Annotated in this window: 23 protein-coding genes and 1 riboswitch; of the genes, 12 read left to right on the top strand and 11 right to left on the bottom strand. The window is 64.4% G+C overall.

The window, feature by feature from the left end; all coding sequences use genetic code 11:
• Positions 1-180: 180 nt before the first annotated feature.
• The gene (ybgC, locus tag ACLFKU_RS02720) at positions 181-645 is read right to left on the bottom strand and encodes a tol-pal system-associated acyl-CoA thioesterase (RefSeq protein WP_410848097.1); all 465 of its coding nucleotides are present in this window, start codon (positions 643-645) and stop codon (positions 181-183) included.
• A 200-nt stretch (positions 646-845) separates the two neighbouring features.
• Complete coding sequence (gene ydfG / locus ACLFKU_RS02715) at positions 846-1,592, bottom strand: bifunctional NADP-dependent 3-hydroxy acid dehydrogenase/3-hydroxypropionate dehydrogenase YdfG (RefSeq protein WP_410848096.1); 747 nt, start codon at positions 1,590-1,592, stop codon at positions 846-848.
• Positions 1,593-1,839: 247 nt separating this feature from the next.
• Positions 1,840-1,966: riboswitch (ZMP/ZTP riboswitch) on the top strand.
• 178 nt (positions 1,967-2,144) lie between these two features.
• On the opposite strand from ydfG, the gene glyA reads away from it, so the two are divergent.
• The 7 genes from glyA to ACLFKU_RS02680 all read left to right on the top strand — a co-directional run bounded on the left by glyA (position 2,145) and on the right by ACLFKU_RS02680 (position 6,963).
• The gene (glyA, locus tag ACLFKU_RS02710) at positions 2,145-3,392 is read left to right on the top strand and encodes a serine hydroxymethyltransferase (RefSeq protein WP_368585413.1); all 1,248 of its coding nucleotides are present in this window, start codon (positions 2,145-2,147) and stop codon (positions 3,390-3,392) included.
• Positions 3,393-3,398: 6 nt separating this feature from the next.
• Positions 3,399-3,881, top strand: a complete 483-nt coding sequence (gene nrdR / locus ACLFKU_RS02705; RefSeq protein ID WP_410848095.1) for a transcriptional regulator NrdR — start codon at positions 3,399-3,401, stop codon at positions 3,879-3,881.
• A 213-nt stretch (positions 3,882-4,094) separates the two neighbouring features.
• On the top strand, positions 4,095-4,661 hold the full coding sequence (locus ACLFKU_RS02700) for a GspH/FimT family pseudopilin (protein ID WP_410848094.1): 567 nt from the start codon (positions 4,095-4,097) through the stop codon (positions 4,659-4,661).
• Positions 4,658-5,107: a hypothetical protein gene (locus ACLFKU_RS02695; protein WP_410848093.1), complete on the top strand. Its 450-nt coding sequence runs from the start codon at positions 4,658-4,660 to the stop codon at positions 5,105-5,107. Before ACLFKU_RS02700 ends, ACLFKU_RS02695 begins: the two co-directional genes overlap by 4 nt.
• On the top strand, positions 5,104-5,910 hold the full coding sequence (locus ACLFKU_RS02690) for a PilW family protein (protein ID WP_410848092.1): 807 nt from the start codon (positions 5,104-5,106) through the stop codon (positions 5,908-5,910). The genes ACLFKU_RS02695 and ACLFKU_RS02690 overlap by 4 nt, the downstream gene beginning before the upstream one ends.
• Positions 5,911-6,038: 128 nt before the next feature.
• Positions 6,039-6,509: a hypothetical protein gene (locus ACLFKU_RS02685; protein WP_410848091.1), complete on the top strand. Its 471-nt coding sequence runs from the start codon at positions 6,039-6,041 to the stop codon at positions 6,507-6,509.
• 22 nt (positions 6,510-6,531) lie between these two features.
• Positions 6,532-6,963, top strand: a complete 432-nt coding sequence (locus ACLFKU_RS02680) for a type IV pilin protein (protein ID WP_410848090.1) — start codon at positions 6,532-6,534, stop codon at positions 6,961-6,963.
• Between the two features lie 85 nt (positions 6,964-7,048).
• Here ACLFKU_RS02680 and ACLFKU_RS02675 read toward each other — a convergent pair whose 3' ends face one another.
• From ACLFKU_RS02675 to ACLFKU_RS02665, 3 genes are all read right to left on the bottom strand, one after another.
• A complete protein-coding gene (locus tag ACLFKU_RS02675) occupies positions 7,049-7,549 on the bottom strand; it encodes a DUF3318 domain-containing protein (protein ID WP_410848089.1) in 501 nt (166 codons plus the stop codon).
• 57 nt (positions 7,550-7,606) lie between these two features.
• A complete protein-coding gene (locus ACLFKU_RS02670; protein ID WP_410848088.1) occupies positions 7,607-7,996 on the bottom strand; it encodes a phage holin family protein in 390 nt (129 codons plus the stop codon).
• 133 nt (positions 7,997-8,129) lie between these two features.
• Entirely contained in the window at positions 8,130-8,432 is a 303-nt protein-coding gene (locus ACLFKU_RS02665; protein ID WP_026227987.1) for a YqjD family protein, read from the bottom strand.
• 340 nt (positions 8,433-8,772) lie between these two features.
• Here ACLFKU_RS02665 and ACLFKU_RS02660 point away from each other — a divergent pair, with 340 nt between their 5' ends.
• Positions 8,773-9,411 carry a peroxiredoxin gene (locus tag ACLFKU_RS02660; RefSeq protein ID WP_368585404.1) on the top strand — a complete coding sequence of 213 codons (639 nt, stop codon included), beginning with the start codon at positions 8,773-8,775 and terminating at the stop codon, positions 9,409-9,411.
• 74 nt (positions 9,412-9,485) lie between these two features.
• Here the strand turns inward: ACLFKU_RS02660 and ACLFKU_RS02655 are convergent, their stop codons facing one another.
• Positions 9,486-10,676 (bottom strand): acyl-CoA dehydrogenase, encoded by a 1,191-nt coding sequence (locus ACLFKU_RS02655; RefSeq protein WP_368585403.1) that lies wholly within the window; start codon positions 10,674-10,676, stop codon positions 9,486-9,488.
• 94 nt (positions 10,677-10,770) lie between these two features.
• Between ACLFKU_RS02655 and ACLFKU_RS02650 the strand changes: the two genes are divergently transcribed.
• A complete protein-coding gene (locus ACLFKU_RS02650) occupies positions 10,771-11,556 on the top strand; it encodes an IclR family transcriptional regulator (RefSeq protein ID WP_368585402.1) in 786 nt (261 codons plus the stop codon).
• A 41-nt stretch (positions 11,557-11,597) separates the two neighbouring features.
• On the opposite strand, the gene ACLFKU_RS02645 is transcribed toward ACLFKU_RS02650, so the two are convergent.
• The gene (locus ACLFKU_RS02645; RefSeq protein ID WP_410848087.1) at positions 11,598-12,431 is read right to left on the bottom strand and encodes a diguanylate phosphodiesterase; all 834 of its coding nucleotides are present in this window, start codon (positions 12,429-12,431) and stop codon (positions 11,598-11,600) included.
• A gap of 337 nt (positions 12,432-12,768) precedes the next feature.
• Between ACLFKU_RS02645 and hmgA the strand changes: the two genes are divergently transcribed.
• Both hmgA and fahA read left to right on the top strand, forming a co-directional pair.
• Positions 12,769-14,115, top strand: coding sequence for a homogentisate 1,2-dioxygenase (gene hmgA, locus ACLFKU_RS02640; RefSeq protein WP_410848086.1), 1,347 nt, complete (start codon positions 12,769-12,771; stop codon positions 14,113-14,115).
• Positions 14,112-15,410 (top strand): fumarylacetoacetase, encoded by a 1,299-nt coding sequence (gene fahA / locus ACLFKU_RS02635; RefSeq protein WP_410848085.1) that lies wholly within the window; start codon positions 14,112-14,114, stop codon positions 15,408-15,410. The genes hmgA and fahA overlap by 4 nt, the downstream gene beginning before the upstream one ends.
• Positions 15,411-15,517: 107 nt before the next feature.
• Here fahA and ACLFKU_RS02630 read toward each other — a convergent pair whose 3' ends face one another.
• Positions 15,518-17,050, bottom strand: coding sequence for a PQQ-binding-like beta-propeller repeat protein (locus ACLFKU_RS02630; protein ID WP_410848084.1), 1,533 nt, complete (start codon positions 17,048-17,050; stop codon positions 15,518-15,520).
• On the opposite strand from ACLFKU_RS02630, the gene ACLFKU_RS02625 reads away from it, so the two are divergent.
• The gene (locus ACLFKU_RS02625; protein ID WP_410848083.1) at positions 17,040-17,378 is read left to right on the top strand and encodes a hypothetical protein; all 339 of its coding nucleotides are present in this window, start codon (positions 17,040-17,042) and stop codon (positions 17,376-17,378) included. The genes ACLFKU_RS02630 and ACLFKU_RS02625 overlap by 11 nt on opposite strands.
• 52 nt (positions 17,379-17,430) lie before the next feature.
• Here ACLFKU_RS02625 and ACLFKU_RS02620 read toward each other — a convergent pair whose 3' ends face one another.
• The 3 genes from ACLFKU_RS02620 to ACLFKU_RS02610 all read right to left on the bottom strand — a co-directional run.
• Complete coding sequence (locus ACLFKU_RS02620) at positions 17,431-17,616, bottom strand: hypothetical protein (RefSeq protein ID WP_410848082.1); 186 nt, start codon at positions 17,614-17,616, stop codon at positions 17,431-17,433.
• A gap of 542 nt (positions 17,617-18,158) precedes the next feature.
• The gene (locus tag ACLFKU_RS02615; protein WP_410848081.1) at positions 18,159-19,316 is read right to left on the bottom strand and encodes an MFS transporter; all 1,158 of its coding nucleotides are present in this window, start codon (positions 19,314-19,316) and stop codon (positions 18,159-18,161) included.
• Between the two features lie 251 nt (positions 19,317-19,567).
• Positions 19,568-19,774: transposase (locus ACLFKU_RS02610; protein ID WP_410848080.1), on the bottom strand; the 207-nt coding region annotated here is incomplete at its 5' end.

The raw sequence follows: 19,774 nt of genomic DNA, 5'->3' as shown, positions 1-19,774 counted from the left end.
CGTTTTAACGTCCCGGGAAGGGGGCGTCCGGCTGCAAAGCCGCTTCAAGCTTGCCGTGGGCAAAACGGAAGCTTCGGCGATATCGAAGCCGAACCATGCTTTGTGCTACCTGACCGGTATGAGTTCACTGGCCCCGTAACAACGAGGCTCAGGTATCGTCCGTTGACATGCCGCCGTGGTTCAGTCCGCTCTCTCGCCGACGCCCGGTCCGTGCCGCAGCGCGGCGAGAACCGAAGGCGGGATCGCAACTGGTCGTAGCGTCGCGCGGTCCACACAGCCAACCCGGACCGACCCGCTAGCAAGTAACGTGCCTTCACGCCAGGCTTCCTGCGCGAAATCTACCGAAGCTCGGCCAAGACGCTCGATCCGGCTGATAATTTTCACGAGATCGTCGAGCCGGGCCGGAGCCCGGTAATCGACCGCGGTACTGCGCACGATGAAAATCGCGTCGTTTTCTTCCGCAAGCCGATGCTGGTCGACGCCACACGCGCGCAGCCATTCGGTGCGAGCCCGTTCGAAAAACTTCAGGTAATTGGCGTAAAACACGATGCCGCCGGCGTCGGTATCTTCGTAGTACACGCGGATGGACCACGTATAGCCGATTTCCGTGCCTGGCTGGCTGGTCGACATATTCATGCGGCGCATTCTACCGGAACGCAAACTCTGGGGTCTGTTTCGAAGTGTGAGTTGCGCTCGGTGGGTGCCCGCGGCGATGGTTGCCGGCTCTGCCGGCCGCGCCGGGACTGGAAGCGCGATATCGGCGCGCCGCGCGAAAAAAGTCAGCACGGGTGATAGGCGGCGGCGCGACCAATGGTAGCGGCGGCCGCCTCAGCCCGCCTTCAAGCTCAGCCGCGATGTACGGACAGACCCGCGAACGACTGTGCGACCGGCATCAGCTCGATCGTGTTGATGTTGACGTGGGCCGGGCGCGTGGCGATCCAGTAGATGGAATCGGCGATGTCTTCGGCCGTCAGCGGCTGCACGTTTTCGTAGACCTTGGCGGCCTTGTCGTCGTCGCCGCGATAGCGCACGTTCGAGAATTCGGTGCCGCCGCACAGGCCCGGCTCGATATCCGTCACGCGCAGCGCGCTGCCGGCGAGGTCGGCGCGCAGGTTCAGGCTGAACTGGCGCACGAACGCCTTGGTCGCACCATACACGTTACCGCCCGCGTACGGCCAGCGGCCCGCCACTGAACCCAGATTGAAGATATGTCCGCGATTGCGCTCGACCATGCCGGGCAGCAGCGCATGCGTGACCTGCACGAGGCCCGTGCAATTGGTCTCGATCATGGTGTTCCATTCGTCGAGGCTCGCCTTGTGTGCCGGCTCGGTGCCGAGCGCGAGGCCGGCGTTGTTGACGAGCACGTCGATCGCGGCGAAGTCGGCGGGCAACGAGGCGGGCACGGCTTCGACGGCGGCGCGGTCGCGCACGTCGAGTTCGTACGGCAGCAGCGCGTCGCCGAGTTCGTCGGCGAGTGCCTGGAGGCGGTCCTTGCGGCGAGCAGTGGCGACGACACGATGGCCGCCCTTGACGAACGAGCGGGCGATGGCGGCGCCGAAGCCGGCCGACGCTCCTGTGACAAACACGATCATTGCAGTTCCCTGGTCGGTAAGAGACAAAGGCCCCAAGCCTACTTCCAATGCCGCGCTGCGGCAAGGATGGACGAGCCGGATCGGCGGCTGCCGCGGCGGCGCGCAACGGGTGCGCGGCGCGGTCGGCGTGCTTTCGTCAGATGGCTGCCCAGCGGGGCCGCCAGACAGTCCGCAGGCCCCGCCAGCAGCCGCCGGAGCACCCGCAAGTCGGTTGCCTATTCGGGCCTCTTCCAATACACTAACGCGCTCGACCCTGCGTGACTGGCGATAGAACCGAGTCGTCTGACTCAGCCGATTCAACCAATCGGGTTCAAGGTGGAACAACCCACCGTGAAGCGCAGGGTGCCGTTTTGCCGTTCGCCTGGGCAGCCGTGAACCGCGCGCATTAATCTGCGCTGACGGTGGCTGGCCTGCCTCGCGTGTGCGGCGACTCTCCACTCGCCACGTCAGGGCAAGCCTCGCCGCCCACAGCGCTGCGTACCCCGCTGTGTACCCTCTACGCAGGATTCGGCGCACGATCCGGTCAACCTGAAAACACTCAACGGAACCCGTATGTTTGACAGAGCCCAAAGCACCATCGCCAACGTCGATCCTGAACTCTGGAAGGTCATCGAGCAGGAAAACCGCCGTCAGGAAGAGCACATCGAACTGATCGCGTCGGAAAACTACACGAGCCCGGCCGTGATGGCCGCGCAAGGCTCGCAACTCACGAATAAGTACGCCGAAGGCTATCCCGGCAAGCGCTACTACGGCGGCTGCGAGTATGTCGACGTCGCTGAGCAGCTGGCGATCGACCGCGTGAAGCAGCTGTTTGGCGCGGAAGCCGCGAACGTGCAGCCGAACTCGGGCTCGCAGGCCAACCAGGGCGTGTTCTTCGCAATGCTCAAGCCGGGCGACACGATCATGGGCATGAGCCTCGCGCACGGCGGCCACCTCACGCACGGCTCGCCGGTCAATATGTCGGGCAAGTGGTTCAACGTGGTCAGCTACGGTCTGAACGAAGCCGAAGACATCGACTACGACGCTGCTGAAAAGCTCGCGCAGGAACACAAGCCGAAGATGATCGTGGCGGGCGCATCCGCGTTTGCGCTGCGCATCGATTTCGAACGCATGTCGAAAATCGCGAAGTCGGTGGGAGCCTACTTCATGGTCGACATGGCGCACTACGCCGGTCTCGTCGCAGCGGGCGTTTATCCGAACCCGGTGCCGCACGCCGACTTCGTCACCACCACCACGCACAAGAGCCTGCGCGGCCCGCGCGGCGGCGTGATCCTGATGAAGGCCGAGTATGAGAAGCCGATCAATTCGGCGATTTTCCCGGGCATCCAGGGCGGTCCGCTGATGCACGTGATCGCCGCTAAGGCCGTCGCGTTCAAGGAAGCGCTGTCGCCGGAATTCAAGGCGTATCAGCAGCAGGTCGTCGAGAACGCGCGGGTGCTCGCTGAAACGCTGGTCAAGCGCGGGCTGCGCATCGTGTCGGGCCGCACGGAGAGCCACGTGATGCTGGTCGACCTGCGTGCGAAGAAGATCACCGGCAAGGCTGCGGAGGCGGCACTCGGCGCGGCGCACATCACGGTCAACAAGAACGCGATCCCGAACGATCCGGAAAAGCCGTTCGTGACCTCGGGCATCCGCCTGGGTTCGCCGGCCATGACCACGCGCGGCTTCGGCGTGAAGGAAGCCGAGCAGGTCGGCAACCTGATCGCCGACGTGCTGGACAACCCGGAAGACGCCGCGACGATCGAGCGCGTGCGCGCGCAAGTCGCCGAGCTGACCCAGCGCTTCCCGGTTTACGGCTAAGCCGTCATGCATTGCCCCTTCTGCCGCCACGCCGATACGCAGGTCGTCGACTCGCGCGTATCCGAAGACGGCGCGACGATTCGCCGGCGCCGCCGCTGCCCGGCCTGCGACAAACGTTTCACGACGTATGAGCGGGTCGAGCTGGCGTTGCCGTCGGTCGTCAAGAAGGACGGCACGCGCACGGAATTCGATCGCCGCAAGATCGTCGCGAGCATGCAACTGGCGCTGCGCAAGCGCCCGGTTGCGGTGGACGCGATCGAAGCGGCGGTCGCCCGCATCGAGTATCAGCTGCTCGGCAGCGGCGAGCGCGAAGTGCGCAGCGAGCGCCTCGGCGAACTCGTGATGAACGAGTTGCGCGCGCTCGACACGATCGCCTATGTCCGTTTCGCTTCCGTGTACAGGCGCTTCGAAGACGTCTCCGAATTCGAGGACGTGATCGAGGAATTCCGCCGCGCCTCTTCCCCGCCCAAGCCTCCCCGCAAGCGCTGAGCGCACGCGTGCCGCAGCTGAGCCGCGGTCATTCGTATCCATCGCCTCGCGCATTTCGCGCTTTTCTTCACGCATCGCTTCTCCCGCCTCCGTGATCGATCGTCACGTGCATTGTTGCGTGCGCTAACGTCTGAATGCCACCTGGCCATTCGGACGATGGTCGGCGCACTCGCAAATCGCTAGATTGGCTGCATCCGTTCGAAACGCTCAGGGATGCAGATGAAAATCAATGGAACTCGCCGGCCGTCCCGCGCCGGTTTCACGCTCGTCGAGACGCTGGCGGTGATAGCGCTCGTGATGCTGATGGCGGTGATGGCGATGCCGTCGTTCGCCGCATGGCAGATGCGAGATCAGGTCGACGCGCGCTCGAAGGCGCTGCTGTCCACCTTCGCCTACGCGCGCAGCGAGGCGCTGCGGCGCGGCGCGCGTATCACGGTGTGTCGCGTCGATGCGGCGCACGTCTGTCTCGCGTCGGGCCAACCTTGCGCCGACGGCGTCGCCGACTGGGCCTGCGGATGGGCTGTATTCGCCGAACGCGGCGGCAAGCCGTCGTTGTTGCGCGCGCAGCCGGCGCTTGCGGCGGTGAGCATCGCCGGCGTGCAGACGGATATGACGTTCACGCCGCCCGCCGGCCAACTGATCGGCGCGTTTCGAAGTTTCGATATCGCGCCGCGGAGCCCATCGAAGTCGATGCAGGGCAACCCGTGGCGGCGCTGCATCAGTGTCGCGGCAGGAGGTCGCGCGCGGATCTCGGAAGGCGCGTGTGGAGCGACGTCATGAGACGGCCCGCATTCCACACCCGGTTGCGTGCGCATGCGTCGGCATGTGGCGGCAGTTCGTTGATCGAGGTGATGCTGGCGGTCGCGTTGGTCGCGGTGAGCGCGCTGGGGTTGATCGCGGCTCAGGTGTGGACCGCACGTGAAGCGCGCGCGATGTCGCTGCGCGAGAGCGCCACGTGGATAGCCGACTCGATCGCCGAAGCGACGCGCACGCCTTCCGTGGGCAATGCCGCACTCAATCAATGGAGCGCTTGGGCGAGTGTTCTGCTGCCGCACGGCGACGCATCGGTCGGCGAGAGCGGCGCAGTCGCTGCGGCGCGCGTGACGTGGGCTTCCGTGCGGGACCGGCCCACTGCGGGCGATGGGATCGGCCCGTCGGCGGAGCCTTGCGGCGGCGTCGATGCACCGGCCGGATCGTCGTGTGTCGCGTTGGCGTTCGCGCAATGAAGCGGCTGCATTGCCCACGCGGTCACACGCTGGTCGAATTCCTGATCGCGATGGCGCTCGGGCTGATCGTGACCGCGGGGGCCGTGTCCCTTTACACGACGCAGCGCAACGCGTTCGTGCAGGCGAGCAACGCGGCCCGGATTCGCGAAGCCGGCTTGACCGCGCTGATGCTGATCGGCCAGCAATTGCAGATGGCCGGCTTCGTTCCTGCCGATGTCGTTGGTTATAACGCGGCGCCTGCGCTGTTCGGCTGCTCGGGCGGTCGCCCGACCGGCGCCGACGACAACCTCACTTGCACCGCGTTGAGTACCGGCTCCGATGGCGTCGCGATCCGCTACGTCGCAGACGTCGTATCGACGTGGCCATCGTCGAGCGGGCAGGTCACCGACTGTGTCGGCCAGGCCGTCAGGAGCAGCGACGCAGTTCCTGGCGATCACGGCGCGCCGGTGGTCAATCGGTACTTCGCCAACCTCAGCGGCTCGACCGGCGAGCCGGAGCTTTACTGCGTCGGCAGCGGCAATGCGGGGTCCGCGCAGCCGCTGGTCGAAGGCGTCGAGCGCGTGCGGTTGCGCTACTGGCTGAGCGGTGCGGCCAATGCTGTGAACGCGTCGGCCGTCGCGGCGGATCAATGGACGAACATCGTCGCGGTAGATGTCTGCGTGCTGGTGCGCGGCGCGCCGCAAGGACGGCGCTCAAAGTACATCGATTGCGATGGCGTGAGTACGCTCGGCACCGACTTGCGGCCTCGACAGGCGTTTTCGCGCAGGGTGGCGCTGCGCAATCGCGCGGAGGTATCGTCGTGATGGACCGTGACGCAGCAACGCAACGCTGCCGCGCGTACGACATATGCGGCGGGGCAGGTGGAAAAGCGAAACACTTAGGCAGGCGAAGTTGTCGGGACGGTGCCCGACGCGCACATCAACGCGGGGTCGTGCTTGCTATCGTGCTGCTGATCTCGGCCATGATGCTCGCCACGTCCGCGATCTGGTTCGAAACATCGCTCGCGGCCGCACGCGCGGCGACCAATACGCGCGACTTTCTGCAGGCTTTCCACGCGGCGGATTCGGCGCTGAGCTTGTGCGAGCGCAACGTGCTATCGGCACCTGGCGACGCGCCCAATGCGCCGCTCACATCCGGCGAGCCGGTTCAATGGAGGCTTGAAACCGCGTTCGACGCAGGCGCCATCACGCCTGTGTCGCAGTGGCCGGGATCATCGCGTGCGCCGCAATGCCTGATCGAGCCTTGGCGTCTCGCGAGTCGACCCAACGCCAGCGCTTATCTGCTGACCGCGCGCGGCTTCGGGCAGAGCAGCGAGTCACAGGTCTGGTTGCAGATGGAACTGGTGACCGAGGATGGCGCGATCGAGCGTCATTGGCGGCGCGTTGCCGCGAGACCATTCTGAAGAACGCACCGACTGGACACGTATGAAAAGCCCGAACACATCCGCATTCACGCTGCTCGAACTCGTGATCGCGCTCGCGATTGCCGCCACGCTCGCCGCCTTTGCGATCCCTTCGTATCGCAGCCACATCGCGCGCACCCATCATATCGACGCGGCGTCGGCGTTATATCGGGCTGCGCAATTCGTCGAGGCCGCGGCGAGCGATGGCGTGCCGGCCTTGCCACCGGGCATCGATCAGGCGCCGCAGTTCGGCGCGCCGGTGTATCGCGTGCGCGTGCTGCCCGCGGACGACACGAACGGCGGCTATTCGGTCGAAGCGGTGCCAGCGGAAGCGGGCCCGATGCGCGATGACCCGTGTGGCACGTTCACGCTAGATGCGACAGGTCAGCGAGGCAATAGAAACGACACGAGCGGCGCGACGCCCACGAGCAGCGAATGCTGGAATACGGGTTAGCAGGTGATTGAAAGCCGACGCGCGCGGCCGTGCGAGCGGACATCCGATATAGCGCAGATCGCAGCCCCTCGTAGCGGCCACGACCTCAATAGCCGCTTCTCGTCGAATCGACCTGCTCAGCCGCCGCCTGCGCGGTAGCGGAAACCGCCGCCGCCGACTCGTTCTTCATCTGTTGCCAGATCCGGAACGCTTCCCACGCGCCGAGCGCAAGGCTGCCCCACTTGAGCGCGGGCCTTGCGCTCCTGACGACAGTCGCGCGCAGCGGTTTGGCGAGCAACAGCGAAACGACCGAACTGATGAACGGGTACTGCTTGAGCAATGCGCCGATCGTGCCCGCGTTGAGCACGCTTGCCTTGGCCCCTTTGCCGACGCGCACGCCGCCGAAGCCGGGGATCACGAACTTGAGCCAGCTGAAATGCGTGACGGCCTGGCGCAGTTCGAAGACGGCCTGCGCGAGCTCGACGCGCTCCACGTCCGCGCGCACGAGCAGCAATTCCTTGCGTAGCGCCCGCAGATGCGGGGCGCTCAGATCCTTCGACGGATGGCGCTTGTTACGAAAGGCTGTATCGGGACGGGATGGGCTCATGGCGTGTCGGCGGGAGTGGAGATGAGGCGGTGGATCGGATGCAGACAAACTTGCCCATCAGTCGCGGCTGCGAAACGCTTGGCGATCTTTTTCGAACTCGGCGATGGTCGCTTCGAACACCAGCGGCGCGTTGCGCAGACCGCTGCGCGCCTTCAGCGCACAGGCGAGCCCGGCAATCGCGTAGACCGCGGTGATGCCGGCAAGCGCCTGCCATCGGTAGGTGTCCCAGAAGGCAATGGCGACGAGTGCGGTCAACGCGATCAAGGCCATCGTGGCGAGCATCATTGCGGCAAGACCGAGAAACAGCACGCCGAGCAGGCGGTCTTTTTCCTCGGCGAGTTCGATGCCCACCAGTTCGAGCCGCGTCTGCAGAATCGCAAACACGGAACTGAGAATACGGCGCAACGGGCTGTGTTCTGCGCGCTGCGAGTGTGTTTCGGTCGTCATGGCTGTGGGCGTTGCGCGTGAGGGCCTGGCCAGCGCGCACGCGCGCCAGCAGAAGGGGACCGGCGAGGCTCGCGCCGGTCCGCCTGTATCGCCGGTGCGCCGGACATGCCTGCTCCGGCGGACTCACCGACCTTTACTTGCGATTGATCAGCAGACCGACCACCATGCCGATGCCGGCGGCGATGCCGATGGACGCCCACGGATGTTCGTGCACGTAGTCGTCGGTAGCGCGGGCAGCCTTCTTGCCTTTTTCGACGACCACGACCTGAACGTCGGCTGCTTTTTCTTTCGCCTGCTTCAGGCGCGTCAGCGCGGTCTCGCGCAGTTCGGACGCGCGTTCGCCGGTAGCGCTCGCGGCCTGTTTCAGCAGGTCTTCAGCGTCCGCGAGGACGGTTTTGATATCCGACATCAATCTCTCCTTGTTGACTTCCGACATTGACAGCTCCCTTTGTCTCACGCTACGCGTAAATCGTAACCAAAGAAACGGTCGCTGGCGAGCCTAGTGCCGGTTGCATGGCGCCGACGCACGATCCGTTCCCGGCAGCGCATGGCAACACCCGTTTGAGGGCACTTTGCTCCAGACCGGTATCGGATTGAGTTGATCTGTCCCGCAAAGTTTCCATCAAACGGGAGAAAATTACAAAAACGCATAAAGTACTGACGCGATGTTGGTTCGCCATGTACCACCACGGCCTTATGCTTTATCGTCTGGCCGTCGCGGGCACACGCCCGCGACCTTATCTGGATACGTTCCGAATACCTACAGGAGATGCACTATGAGTCTACGTCTTGGCGACATTGCGCCGGATTTCGAACAGGAGTCGAGCATTGGCCGCATCAGTTTTCACGACTGGCTCGGCAATAGCTGGGGCGTGCTGTTTTCGCATCCCGCCGACTTCACGCCGGTCTGCACGACCGAGCTGGGCCTGACCGCGAAGCTTGCAAGCGAGTTCGAAAAGCGCAACGTGAAGACGATCGCGTTGTCGGTCGACAGCGCGGAGTCGCACAAGGAATGGATCAAGGACATCAACGAGACGCAGGCCGCCAGCGTCGGTTTTCCGATTCTCGCGGACGGCGATCGCAAGGTTTCCCAGCTTTACGACATGATTCATCCGAACGCGAACGAAACGTTCACCGTGCGTTCGCTGTTCATCATCGATCCAAACAAGAAGGTGCGTCTGATCATCACCTATCCGGCGAGCACCGGCCGCAACTTCGACGAAGTGCTGCGCGTGATCGATTCGCTGCAGCTGACCGACAGTCACTCGGTCGCGACGCCGGGCAACTGGAAGCAGGGCGATGACGTCGTGATCGTGCCGTCGCTGAAGGACGAGGAAGTGATCAGGCAGAAATTCCCGAAAGGCTACAAGGCGCTGCGCCCGTACCTGCGCATGACGCCGCAGCCGAACCAGTAAGCTGCGCGGCATCAAACAGAAAAGCCGGTTCGAATGAACCGGCTTTTTTTGCACTTAGCGGAACGCCAGCGGCATCAGAAGAACGCCTGAATACCGGTCTGCGCACGGCCGAGGATCAGCGCATGAACATCGTGGGTGCCTTCGTAGGTGTTGACGACCTCGAGGTTCACCAGATGGCGGGCAACTCCGAACTCGTCCGAGATGCCGTTGCCGCCGAGCATGTCCCGCGCGAGGCGGGCGATGTCGAGCGCTTTGCCGCACGAATTGCGCTTCATGATCGACGTGATTTCGGTGGCGGCCGTGCCTTCGTCCTTCATGCGGCCGAGGCGCAGTACGCCTTGCAGCCCGAGCGTGATTTCAGTTTGCATGTCGGCGAGCTTCTTCTGGATCAGCTGGTTCGCGGCGAGCGGCCGGCCGAACTGCTTGCGATCGAGCACGTACTGACGCGCGATGTGCCAGCATGCTTCCGCCGCGCCGAGCGCGCCCCAGGCGATGCCGTAGCGCGCCGAGTTCAGGCAAGTGAACGGACCGCGCAGGCCGCTGACGCCAGGCATGATGTTCTCTTCCGGCACGAACACATCGTCGAGCACGATTTCACCGGTGATCGACGCGCGCAGCCCGATCTTGCCGTGGATCGCCGGCGCGGACAGACCCTTCCAGCCCTTCTCGAGAATGAAGCCGCGGATGTTGTCCTTGCCGTTTTCCTCGAGCTTCGCCCACACGACGAACACGTCGGCGATCGGCGAATTGGTGATCCACATCTTCGAGCCCGACAGCGAATAGCCGCCATCGACCTTCTTCGCGCGCGTGACCATGCTGCCCGGATCGGAGCCGTGGTTCGGCTCAGTCAGACCGAAGCAGCCGATCCACTCGCCGCGCGCGAGCTTCGGCAGATATTTTTCCTTCTGCGCGTCCGAGCCGAATTCGTAGATCGGCACCATTACCAGTGACGACTGCACCGACATCATCGAGCGATAGCCGGAGTCGACACGTTCGACTTCACGCGCGATCAGCCCGTACGCGACATAGTTCAGACCGGGGCCGCCGTACTGTTCGGGAATCGTCGGGCCGAGCAGGCCGAGTTCGCCCATTTCGCGAAAAATCCCGACATCGGTCTTTTCATGGCGGAACGCTTCCAACACGCGCGGCAGCAGCTTGTCCTGCGAGTAAGCCGCGGCGGCATCGCGCACCATGCGTTCGTCTTCGGTCAACTGCTGATCCAGCAGCAACGGGTCTTCCCAGTGAAACTGCGCGGCTACGGCCATGACGTATCTCCTGATTTCACGCTCAGAACAAGCTTGACTTGAGTTCCGCCTTGCGAAACAATGTTTTGCAAACGACGCCCGAGTGTAGCACCCTATGACGCTGCCATCCACTTTCTCCGCTCCGCTCGACGAACGCAAATTCGTCGTCGCCCTTGCCCGCGGGCTGGACCTGTTGCGCGCTTTCCAGCCGGGCGACACGATGCTCGGCAATCGCGATTTCGTCGAACGCACGGGTTTGCCGAAGGCAACCGTGAACCGGCTCGCCTACACGCTGACCGTGCTCGGCTATCTGCGGCTCGACGAAAGGCACGGCAAATATGCGCTCGACGCGGGCGTGCTGTCGCTCGGCTTCGCGCTGCTATCGGGCAGCGACATACTCGAACTCGCGCGCCCGCACCTGCGCAGCCTCGCGCGCGAGGTCGGCGCGGCGGTTTCGCTCGGGTGCCGGGATGGGCTCGACATGGTGTATCTGGAGACGATCCGCAGCGAAACCGCGTTGACGCTCGGCCTCGCATCCGGCTCGAAACTGTCGATGCTGACGAGCTCGATGGGCCGCGCATATCTCGCCGTGCAGCCGCTCGACGCGCGTACCGCGTTACTCGCGGAACTGAAAAAAGCGGCAGGCAGGGCGGGCGCGATGCTGGTCGCCGAAGCCGAACAGGAGATCGCCGCGTTCGCGACCGAACGCTGCTGCTACTCGTTTCGTGCGTGGCATGACGACGTGAACGCGGTCGCGGTGCCGTTTCGCGAGCCGCGCGAAAACCGCTGGCTCGTGCTCAGCTGTAGCGGGCCGGCGTCGTCGATGGGGGAGGAAGTGTTTCGCGAGAACGTCGCGCCGCGTCTGAAGGCGCTCGCGGCGCGGCTGGGGGAGCCGGGCTGAGCGAAGGCCGGGGCGCCCGCGCCAACCGGGCCCACGCCGTGTTACGCCGCCCGGTCGTGATAATGCGCGTTGAACAATGGACCTTGCACGAACCGCACGTCGTACTGCTGTAGCGCGGAGAACTGCGTCTCGTCCATCACGCGATTGAAAATCAGCGGCACCCGCAGCCGGCCCGCGTAGCCGACGAGCGGCTTCACGGTCGCGTCGCGCAATGCGGCCGTCGCATCCATCTTGATGAAATCGAGCCGCGCGGTTTCCGATACCGACAGGATCTGCCCCGCGTTCGACAGATTGCCCGCCACCTTGAAGCCGTAGTGCTGATAGCTGCGCGTCAGATAACCCAGAAACGTCTTGTGCGCGACCGCCGCCGCCGGCAGTTCGATGACGATGCGCGTCGGACTCAGATTGAACGACGTCAGCACGCTCGAAAAATGCCGGCCGTGATCGTACTTCACACTCTTCAACAGCCTCTCGTGCACGCGTAGAAACAGCAGCCCATGCCGCTGCGGGCCAAAGAAGTTGATTGCGTGCAGCGCGCGCGACATGCGATCAAGCGCGACCAGCTGCTGATCGTCGGCGATGTTGTCGAACGGATCGAACACGTCGAACGGCGGTGCGCCGAGCCGGTGCGTGACCGCCTGAAAGCCGAGCTCATCGCCGAAACGGTCGACTCCTTCCGCGCCGCATGATAGCGACTGCGCGAGCCCATGCACGCTGATGTCGAAGATCGGCTCGTAGGCGCTCGTGAGCTCGATGCCGTCGAAATGCGCGAGCGCGATGCCTGCGTGCGTGCCTTGTCCCATGGCCAGATGCTCGCCGAGAAACGGGTGATGAGCGGCGCGGGCGATCAGATCGGGGATGGTCGGCGAAATCATGAAGGCGAGTGAAAGGCGACGATGAACGCGCACGGGGCGCGTGGCTGCGCGACGCGATGGCCGCATCCATTGATGGTAGCAGTACGGGCCCTGCGCAGATTAACAAAATGTTCATAACGTTATTGGCCTGACGCTTATGGGCCGGGGCTCAGCGCGCAATCACGAGGTTGGCATGCCCGCTTCCAAGGGTATACGTGAGTTTCACTATACGTAATTAGTTTTACTATACGTAAAACGTGATTTCACCAGCTCGCGCGTCCGAAGCCGAGCCGGCCTGAGCGTGACTGCAAAGATCACGTAATCGGGAAAGAATCGAGCAACTCGCGGAGAACCTTGTATGGATACCTCAACACGTACGCCGGCCGACCAACGCCTGCGACCTGAAATCGAGCCCGGCTATCAGTCGGGTTTCGCGAATGAATTCGCAACCGAGGCGTTGCCTGGCGCGCTGCCGACCGGCCGCAACTCGCCGCAGCGCGCGGCCTATGGTTTGTATGCCGAGCAGATTTCGGGCACCGCGTTTACGGCGCCACGCGGTCACAACCGTCGCTCGTGGCTGTACCGGATTCGTCCCGCGGCGATGCACAAGCCGTTCACGATGATGCCGTCGGAGCGGCTCGTCGCGAACTTCGCCGAGGTGCCGCCGACGCCGCCGAACCAGCTGCGCTGGGACCCGCTGCCGCTGCCGTCCGAACCGACCGATTTCATCGACGGCTGGGTGACCATGGCAGGCAACGGCTCGGCCGAAGCGATGAACGGTTGCGCGATCCATCTGTACGCAGCGAACCGTTCGATGCAGGACCGCTTCTTCTACAACGCCGACGGCGAACTGCTGATCGTGCCGCAACAGGGCCGCCTGCATATCGCGACCGAAATGGGCCGCGTCGATATCGAACCGTTCGAGATCGCGGTAATTCCGCGCGGCGTGCGCTTCGCGGTGAGCCTGCCGGACGGCAGCGCGCGCGGCTATATCTGCGAGAACTTCGGTGCGTTGCTGCGTCTGCCGGAACTGGGGCCTATCGGCTCCAACGGTCTCGCGAATCCGCGCGATTTCCTGACGCCGCACGCCGCGTACGAAGACCGCGAGGGCGCGTTCGAACTCGTCGCGAAGATGAACGGCAATCTGTGGCGCGCGGACATCGGCCATTCGCCGCTCGACGTCGTGGCATGGCACGGCAACTACGCGCCGTACAAATACGACCTGCGCCGCTTCAACACGATCGGCTCGATCAGCTTCGACCATCCGGACCCGTCGATCTTTCTCGTGCTGCAGTCGCAAAGCGACACGCCGGGCGTCGATACGATCGACTTCGTGATCTTCCCGCCGCGCTGGCTCGCCGCCGAAGATACGTTCCGCCCGCCATGGTTCCATCGCAACGTCGCGAGCGAGTTCATGGGTCTCGTGCATGGCGTCTACGACGCGAAGGCCGAGGGCTTCGTGCCCGGCGGCGCGAGCCTGCACAACTGCATGACGGGCCACGGTCCGGACGCGGACACGTTCGAGAAAGCGTCGCATATCGATACCTCGGTGCCGAAGAAGGTCGACGACACCATGGCCTTCATGTTCGAGACGCGCACGCTGATCAAGCCGACGCGCTTCGCGCTCGAAACCGCGCAACTGCAGGCGCATTACTACGAGTGCTGGCAAGGCCTCACGAAACACTTCAATCCGGAGCAACGATGAACGCGGTGAACGACCTCCAGGCGACGCTCGATGCGTCGCGCAAGAGCTGGATCGAGTCGGCCAACGAGCCGGCGAGCGACTTCCCGATCCAGAACCTGCCGTTCGGCATTTTCAGCGATCGTGGCAACGACGCGCGGCGCGCGGGCGTCGCGATCGGCGACCAGATCGTCGATCTCGGCGCGTTGCAGGCAGCGGGTCTGCTGAACGTGCCGGCGCAGAACGTGTTCGCGCGCGATGCGCTGAACGATTTCATCGCGCTCGGCCGCGACGCATGGCGCAGCGTTCGAATCCAGCTGAGCCAACTGCTCGCGCGCGACACCGCGACGCTGCGCGACGATGCCGTGTTGCGCGCGAAGGTGCTGGTGAATCAGGCCGATGCGCGTCTGCATCTGCCGGTGCAGATTCCGGGCTACACGGATTTCTATTCGTCGAAGGAGCATGCGACCAATGTCGGCTCGATGTTCCGCGATCCGAAGAATGCGCTGCTGCCGAACTGGTCGGAGATGCCGATCGGCTACAACGGACGGGCGTCGTCGGTGGTCGTGAGCGGCACGCCGGTGCGTCGCCCCAATGGCCAACTCAAGCTGCCCGATCAGGAGCGCCCGGTGTTCGGCGCGTGCCGCAAGCTCGATATCGAACTGGAGACGGGTTTCATTATCGGCGGCGGCAATGCGCTGGGCGAGCCGATCGCATGCGAGGACGCGGAGGCGCACATCTTCGGCATGGTGCTGCTGAATGACTGGAGCGCGCGCGACATCCAGCAATGGGAATACGTGCCGCTCGGTCCGTTCAACGCGAAGACCTTCGCGACGACGATCTCGCCGTGGGTCGTCACGCTCGATGCGCTCGAACCATTCCGCGTCGCGCAGCCGGTGCAGGAGCCGGAGCCGCTCGCGTATCTGCGGCATCGAGGAAAGCATGCGTTCGACATTCATCTCGAAGTGAGCTTGCGCGCGCCACACGCGCGGCAAGCGAGCACGATCGCGCGGACCAACTTCAAATACATGTACTGGACGATGGCGCAGCAGCTCGCGCATCACACGGTGTCGGGTTGCAATACGCGGGTGGGCGACCTGATGGGCTCGGGGACGATCAGCGGACCGACCGAGGATTCGTACGGCAGCCTGCTCGAACTGACGTGGAACGGCACGAAGCCGCTGGAGCTGCACGAGGGCGGTACGCGCACGTTCATCGAGGACGGCGATGTGCTGACGCTGGTGGGCTGGTGCCAGGGCGACGGGTATCGCGTCGGGTTCGGCGCGTGTGCCGGAGAGATTCTGCCGGCGCGAGAGTGAGCGCGCGGCAGTCACGATGAACGAGGGCCGGCAACGAATGCCGGCCCTCGTCGTTTGTGCGAGACCTTGGCCGTGCCGTGTCGCAATGACTCGGCGCGTCGTCCGCTTCATCTACCGAGCAACCCGAACACCGCCACGCCATTCGTCGTGCCGACATACACCTTGCCGTTCGCGATCATCGGTGTGATGAACTTGTTGCCGGTGCCGAACTGATCGCGCGTGCCCATCTGGTTGCTGTTGTACAGCTCGTTGAGCGTGACCGGGTCGAACGCATGGAGTGCCGCGACGTTGCCGTTTTCGGCGGCCCATACGATGCCATTCGACGTGCCATTCGCCGAGACGCTCGGCGTCGTGCCGGGATAGGCGAACGTCATCGCGCTTTGCGCGGTGGGTGTGATGGACAGCTTCGCATTGGTCACGGTGAATGCCTTCAGATGATCGCCGACCGAGCCGAAATACACGCGCCCGTTGAAATAGGCGGGCATGCCGAACTCGCCGCCCGCCAGCTGCGCGGTAATCTCCTGATAGATGTTGTCGGTCGTCGGGTTGAACTTGCCCATCGAATCGCGATTCAGCACGTAGATGGTGCTGTCCTTGCCCGCGCCGAGCGTCAGATGCTGCACGACGCCGTTCGCGTCGGTCAGGTCCGGCAGCACCAGTGCGCCGCCGGAGCCGAGGTCGATGTCGTCGTTGGCCTCCTGCACGACGTTCGTCATCGCGAAGTAGTCCGTGACCGACAGGCCGCCCGACGTGCCGAGCTTCAGGAACGTATTGCCGAAATCGTTGTTGGCCGGAAAGCCGCTCGAGGTCATCGTCGTTTCGAAGGTGCCGTTGGCATCGAGCAGATAGATCGACGAGCCGTCCGACGCCGGCCCCGCGCCGCTCATCCAGATCGCGCCGCCGATGCCGTTAGGCGTCACGTTGAGCACCGTGGTCTGCTGCAACGTGTCGGCGGCGTAGCCCATGATCCACCCCGTATAGCCGCCGTCGTCGCAGTGCGAGGTCCATGTCGTGTAGACCGTGTTGCCGAGCAATAGCAGCCCCGCGCGCTCCGCGTACAACGACGGGGTGAACGGCAGGACGCCGTTCGTATTGCCCGCGCCGGTGCCCGGGTAAGAGGCGACGGCGACTTCGGTGGGACCGTTCAGCAGTTCGGCGCCGGTCGCGAGGTCGAGCGCGTGAACGCGATGATGGTAGCCGCCGGCCGGGTCCTTCGACATCGCGACGACATAGATCGTGCCGTGCGTGCCGCGCGAACGGTCGATCACCGGTGTCGAGGTGATGCCGATCGTGTTCACGATCTGGCTGCAGCCGCGGTCGTCGCTCGGGGTTTCGCCGCTGCCGAGTGTGCGCACTTGCCACAGGGTCGCGCCGGTGTCGGCATCGAATGCGTACACGGTGTCGTTCTCGGTCGCGACGTACAGCACGTTGTGCGTGCCACCCGCGATCGCCAGCGAAGCGACGAATAGCGGCTGCGCGTCGACCTTGCCGTCGACGCTAAAGAAGCCGACCTTGCCGAATGTCGCGGCTGTCACGTTGGCGGGCGCCAGCGTGGTTTCGCCGAGGTTCTGGCCGGTGCGCGCGATGTCGTTGTGATAGGTGAGCACGTCCTGCACGGCTGCCGTTGACGTGCCACCCATCGACGTGGCCGAGCCGCTGCCCGCGGTGCCGGTGCTACCGGTGCCGCCGCTCGTGGTGCCACCAGTGGTGGTGCTGCCGCCGCTTGCCGCGGCTGGGGTCGATGCGCCCGATGAGGCGCTGCCGCCGGCGCTCGTGCCCGTCGGGGCACTGCTGTTTCCGCCTCCGCCGCCACCGCAGTTTGCGGCGACGATCGCGGCTACCGCTATCGCCGTGCCCAACAGGCTGGCACGGAGCAACAAGCGCATCGAGACCATGGCGGACTCCCCGTTGCTTGCGGTGGCACCACAAAATATGGGCCGTGTCGAGTGCCCGCGCAACGTGGGTTGAAGATTATCACCCGGCGTATAGATCGTAAAAGCCAGCAACTAGCGTCTAATCGTCAACTCGCCGTCCGCAGCGTGATCCGCCGACGCTCCCACCACACCGCCACCAGAAACGCGAGCGCCGCGCACAACAGCACGCCGACCACCGCATCGTGGCCGACCGATTTCATTTGCATCAACGCAGTCGCGCAGGCCACCACCAGCACCGCGCCGACGATCACCTGACGGCCGCTCGTCGTCATCGACGCCGATCGCGAGCGTTGGCGCAATACCGTACCAGTGAGAGACGTTACCCCACGACAGATAAAGGGTGCCGTCGCGAGGCTCGCAAAAGACCTCCGGCGCGCCCATGTCTTCTGCATGTCCGTGCGCGTCGAATTCTGACTCGATGTGCGGAGTTTCGTCGCTTGGATCTGCCAGTTCGGACGTGCGGACGGCCCATCGCTCAGGATTCGTGTAAAAGTCCAATCCGGTCAACCGGTGATGCCGGTCGACAAGCATCGATAAGGTGCCCGCCGTGAGGACATAAGGGGGGGCGCCAATGCCGAAGCGTGCATCCAGCAAGTCGCTGAGATTGTTTTGTGGGTCCGCCGGCGCAGCCAAAGGCGGATATGTGACCTCACAGGTCCGCGTAGAGCTTTGTTCATCCCACCACCGCACGACGGCGGAAACGCCGGTGGCAGGGGTAGTCGCGTAGACGGTGGGATGCCTCTTCAAAGAGGTTTATAGGCAAAGTGCAGAACGGTGTGATCGCTCTCGCGAACCGCGACTTCGGTCGGCAAGCTCACCCCGCCACCACCAGCCGCCGTTCGATCGACACCGACCACAACGTCAGCAGCAGCGCACCCAGCGCGGTCGCGACGCCGACCCACGGCAGCGTCGTCAGCGGCGCGCCTGCGCCGATCGCCATGCCGCCGAGCCACGCGCCGGTTGCGTTGCCGAGGTTGAAAGCGCCCTGATTGAGCGTCGAGGCAAGATTCGGCGCATGGCTTGCGCGATCGACGATCAGCATCTGCAGCGGCGGCACGATCGCGAATGCGAGCACACCCCACACGAACACGGTCAGCATCGCCGGAATGCGCGCGTGCATAGTGCCCGCGAACACGCACAGAATCACGACGATCGCCATCAGGAACGCGACTAGCGACGGCATCAGCCGCCAGTCCGCGAGCTTGCCGCCGAGCGTGCTGCCGACCGTCAGCCCGAGGCCGAACAACAGCAGCACCAGCGTGACCGCGTGCGGCGTGAAGCCGGTCACGTCTTCGAGAATCGGCGTGATGTAGGTGAAGGTCGAAAACAGGCTCGCCGACGCGAGCACGCTGATGCCGAGCACCATTAGCACCTGCGGGTTCTTCAGCACGCTGAATTCGCGCACGAGGCTCGCCTTTTGCATCTCGATCTTCGCGGGCAGGCACACCGCGAGCGCGGCCGCCGCCAGCACGCCGATGCCGGTCACGGCCCAAAAGGTGGCGCGCCAGCCGACCGCCTGGCCGAGCGCGGTGCCGAGCGGCACGCCGAGCACGTTGGCGAGCGTGAGGCCGGTGAACATCAGCGCGATTGCCTGCGCGCGGCGATTGGGCGCGACGAGGCCTGCCGCGACCACCGAGCCGATGCCGAAAAACGCGCCGTGGCAGAACGCGGTGACGATGCGCGCGGCCATCAGCACCGCGTAACCCGGCGCGATCGCGCACAGCAGATTGCCGACGATGAACACGCCGATCAGGCTCATCAGCGCCTTCTTGCGCGGCATGTTGGCGACCGCGATCGCGACGATCGGCGCGCCGATCGTCACACCGAGCGCATAAGCGGACACCAGCATGCCAGCCGCCGGAATCGACACGGACAGATCGCGCGCGACGTCGGGCAACAGCCCCATGATGACGAACTCTGTGGTACCGATTCCAAACGCGGCAACGGCAAGGGCAAGCAGAGGCAAAGGCATGGCGATGATGGGGTGTGACGCGTGAAGCGGCGCGAAAAACGGGCGCCGGGCGGGCGTTTCTGAAGGCGGAAACGCTGTCGCCGGATAGGGGAAAACAGTAGGGGATTCTACCTAAGGCTACGCTGAACAAGCAGCTGAATTTGCGACGTGTCGGCGATGTAGAGGTGTTCAGGTCGTGAAGCCGACCGTCATCCTTTGGTTTTTGGCCCTTGCGGGCATTGCACGCGGGCGTTTTGCCCGCTTTTTGCCCATTACGGGCGCACCTGTGTCATCAATCGCGTGCGCGACAGGTAGACGTTGGCGAGCGCCAAAGCTACAAAGGCCCGATTCGCATTCTTCGCCAACCCGCGGTAGCGCACCTTCGTGAAGCCCCACAGTCGTTTGACCACCGCGAAGACATGCTCTACGCGTGCGCGGATCCTCGACTTGTTGCGGTTCTTGCCGCGCTGCACCTCATC

This window comes from Paraburkholderia sp. EG304 (assembly GCF_046543485.1).
In the GTDB taxonomy this organism is placed as follows: domain Bacteria; phylum Pseudomonadota; class Gammaproteobacteria; order Burkholderiales; family Burkholderiaceae; genus Paraburkholderia; species Paraburkholderia youngii.
This window is presented reverse-complemented; position numbering and strand designations above follow the sequence as displayed.

Coding starts and splice junctions, on each gene's coding strand:
- ybgC (WP_410848097.1), bottom strand. CDS start 645: ATGCGCCGCATGAATATGTCGACCAGCCAGCCAGGCACGGAAATCGGC.
- ydfG (WP_410848096.1), bottom strand. CDS start 1,592: ATGATCGTGTTTGTCACAGGAGCGTCGGCCGGCTTCGGCGCCGCCATC.
- glyA (WP_368585413.1), top strand. CDS start 2,145: ATGTTTGACAGAGCCCAAAGCACCATCGCCAACGTCGATCCTGAACTC.
- nrdR (WP_410848095.1), top strand. CDS start 3,399: ATGCATTGCCCCTTCTGCCGCCACGCCGATACGCAGGTCGTCGACTCG.
- ACLFKU_RS02700 (WP_410848094.1), top strand. CDS start 4,095: ATGCAGATGAAAATCAATGGAACTCGCCGGCCGTCCCGCGCCGGTTTC.
- ACLFKU_RS02695 (WP_410848093.1), top strand. CDS start 4,658: ATGAGACGGCCCGCATTCCACACCCGGTTGCGTGCGCATGCGTCGGCA.
- ACLFKU_RS02690 (WP_410848092.1), top strand. CDS start 5,104: ATGAAGCGGCTGCATTGCCCACGCGGTCACACGCTGGTCGAATTCCTG.
- ACLFKU_RS02680 (WP_410848090.1), top strand. CDS start 6,532: ATGAAAAGCCCGAACACATCCGCATTCACGCTGCTCGAACTCGTGATC.
- ACLFKU_RS02675 (WP_410848089.1), bottom strand. CDS start 7,549: ATGAGCCCATCCCGTCCCGATACAGCCTTTCGTAACAAGCGCCATCCG.
- ACLFKU_RS02670 (WP_410848088.1), bottom strand. CDS start 7,996: ATGACGACCGAAACACACTCGCAGCGCGCAGAACACAGCCCGTTGCGC.
- ACLFKU_RS02665 (WP_026227987.1), bottom strand. CDS start 8,432: ATGTCGGAAGTCAACAAGGAGAGATTGATGTCGGATATCAAAACCGTC.
- ACLFKU_RS02660 (WP_368585404.1), top strand. CDS start 8,773: ATGAGTCTACGTCTTGGCGACATTGCGCCGGATTTCGAACAGGAGTCG.
- ACLFKU_RS02655 (WP_368585403.1), bottom strand. CDS start 10,676: ATGGCCGTAGCCGCGCAGTTTCACTGGGAAGACCCGTTGCTGCTGGAT.
- ACLFKU_RS02650 (WP_368585402.1), top strand. CDS start 10,771: ATGACGCTGCCATCCACTTTCTCCGCTCCGCTCGACGAACGCAAATTC.
- ACLFKU_RS02645 (WP_410848087.1), bottom strand. CDS start 12,431: ATGATTTCGCCGACCATCCCCGATCTGATCGCCCGCGCCGCTCATCAC.
- hmgA (WP_410848086.1), top strand. CDS start 12,769: ATGGATACCTCAACACGTACGCCGGCCGACCAACGCCTGCGACCTGAA.
- fahA (WP_410848085.1), top strand. CDS start 14,112: ATGAACGCGGTGAACGACCTCCAGGCGACGCTCGATGCGTCGCGCAAG.
- ACLFKU_RS02630 (WP_410848084.1), bottom strand. CDS start 17,050: ATGGGTGGCACGTCAACGGCAGCCGTGCAGGACGTGCTCACCTATCAC.
- ACLFKU_RS02620 (WP_410848082.1), bottom strand. CDS start 17,616: ATGACGACGAGCGGCCGTCAGGTGATCGTCGGCGCGGTGCTGGTGGTG.
- ACLFKU_RS02615 (WP_410848081.1), bottom strand. CDS start 19,316: ATGCCTTTGCCTCTGCTTGCCCTTGCCGTTGCCGCGTTTGGAATCGGT.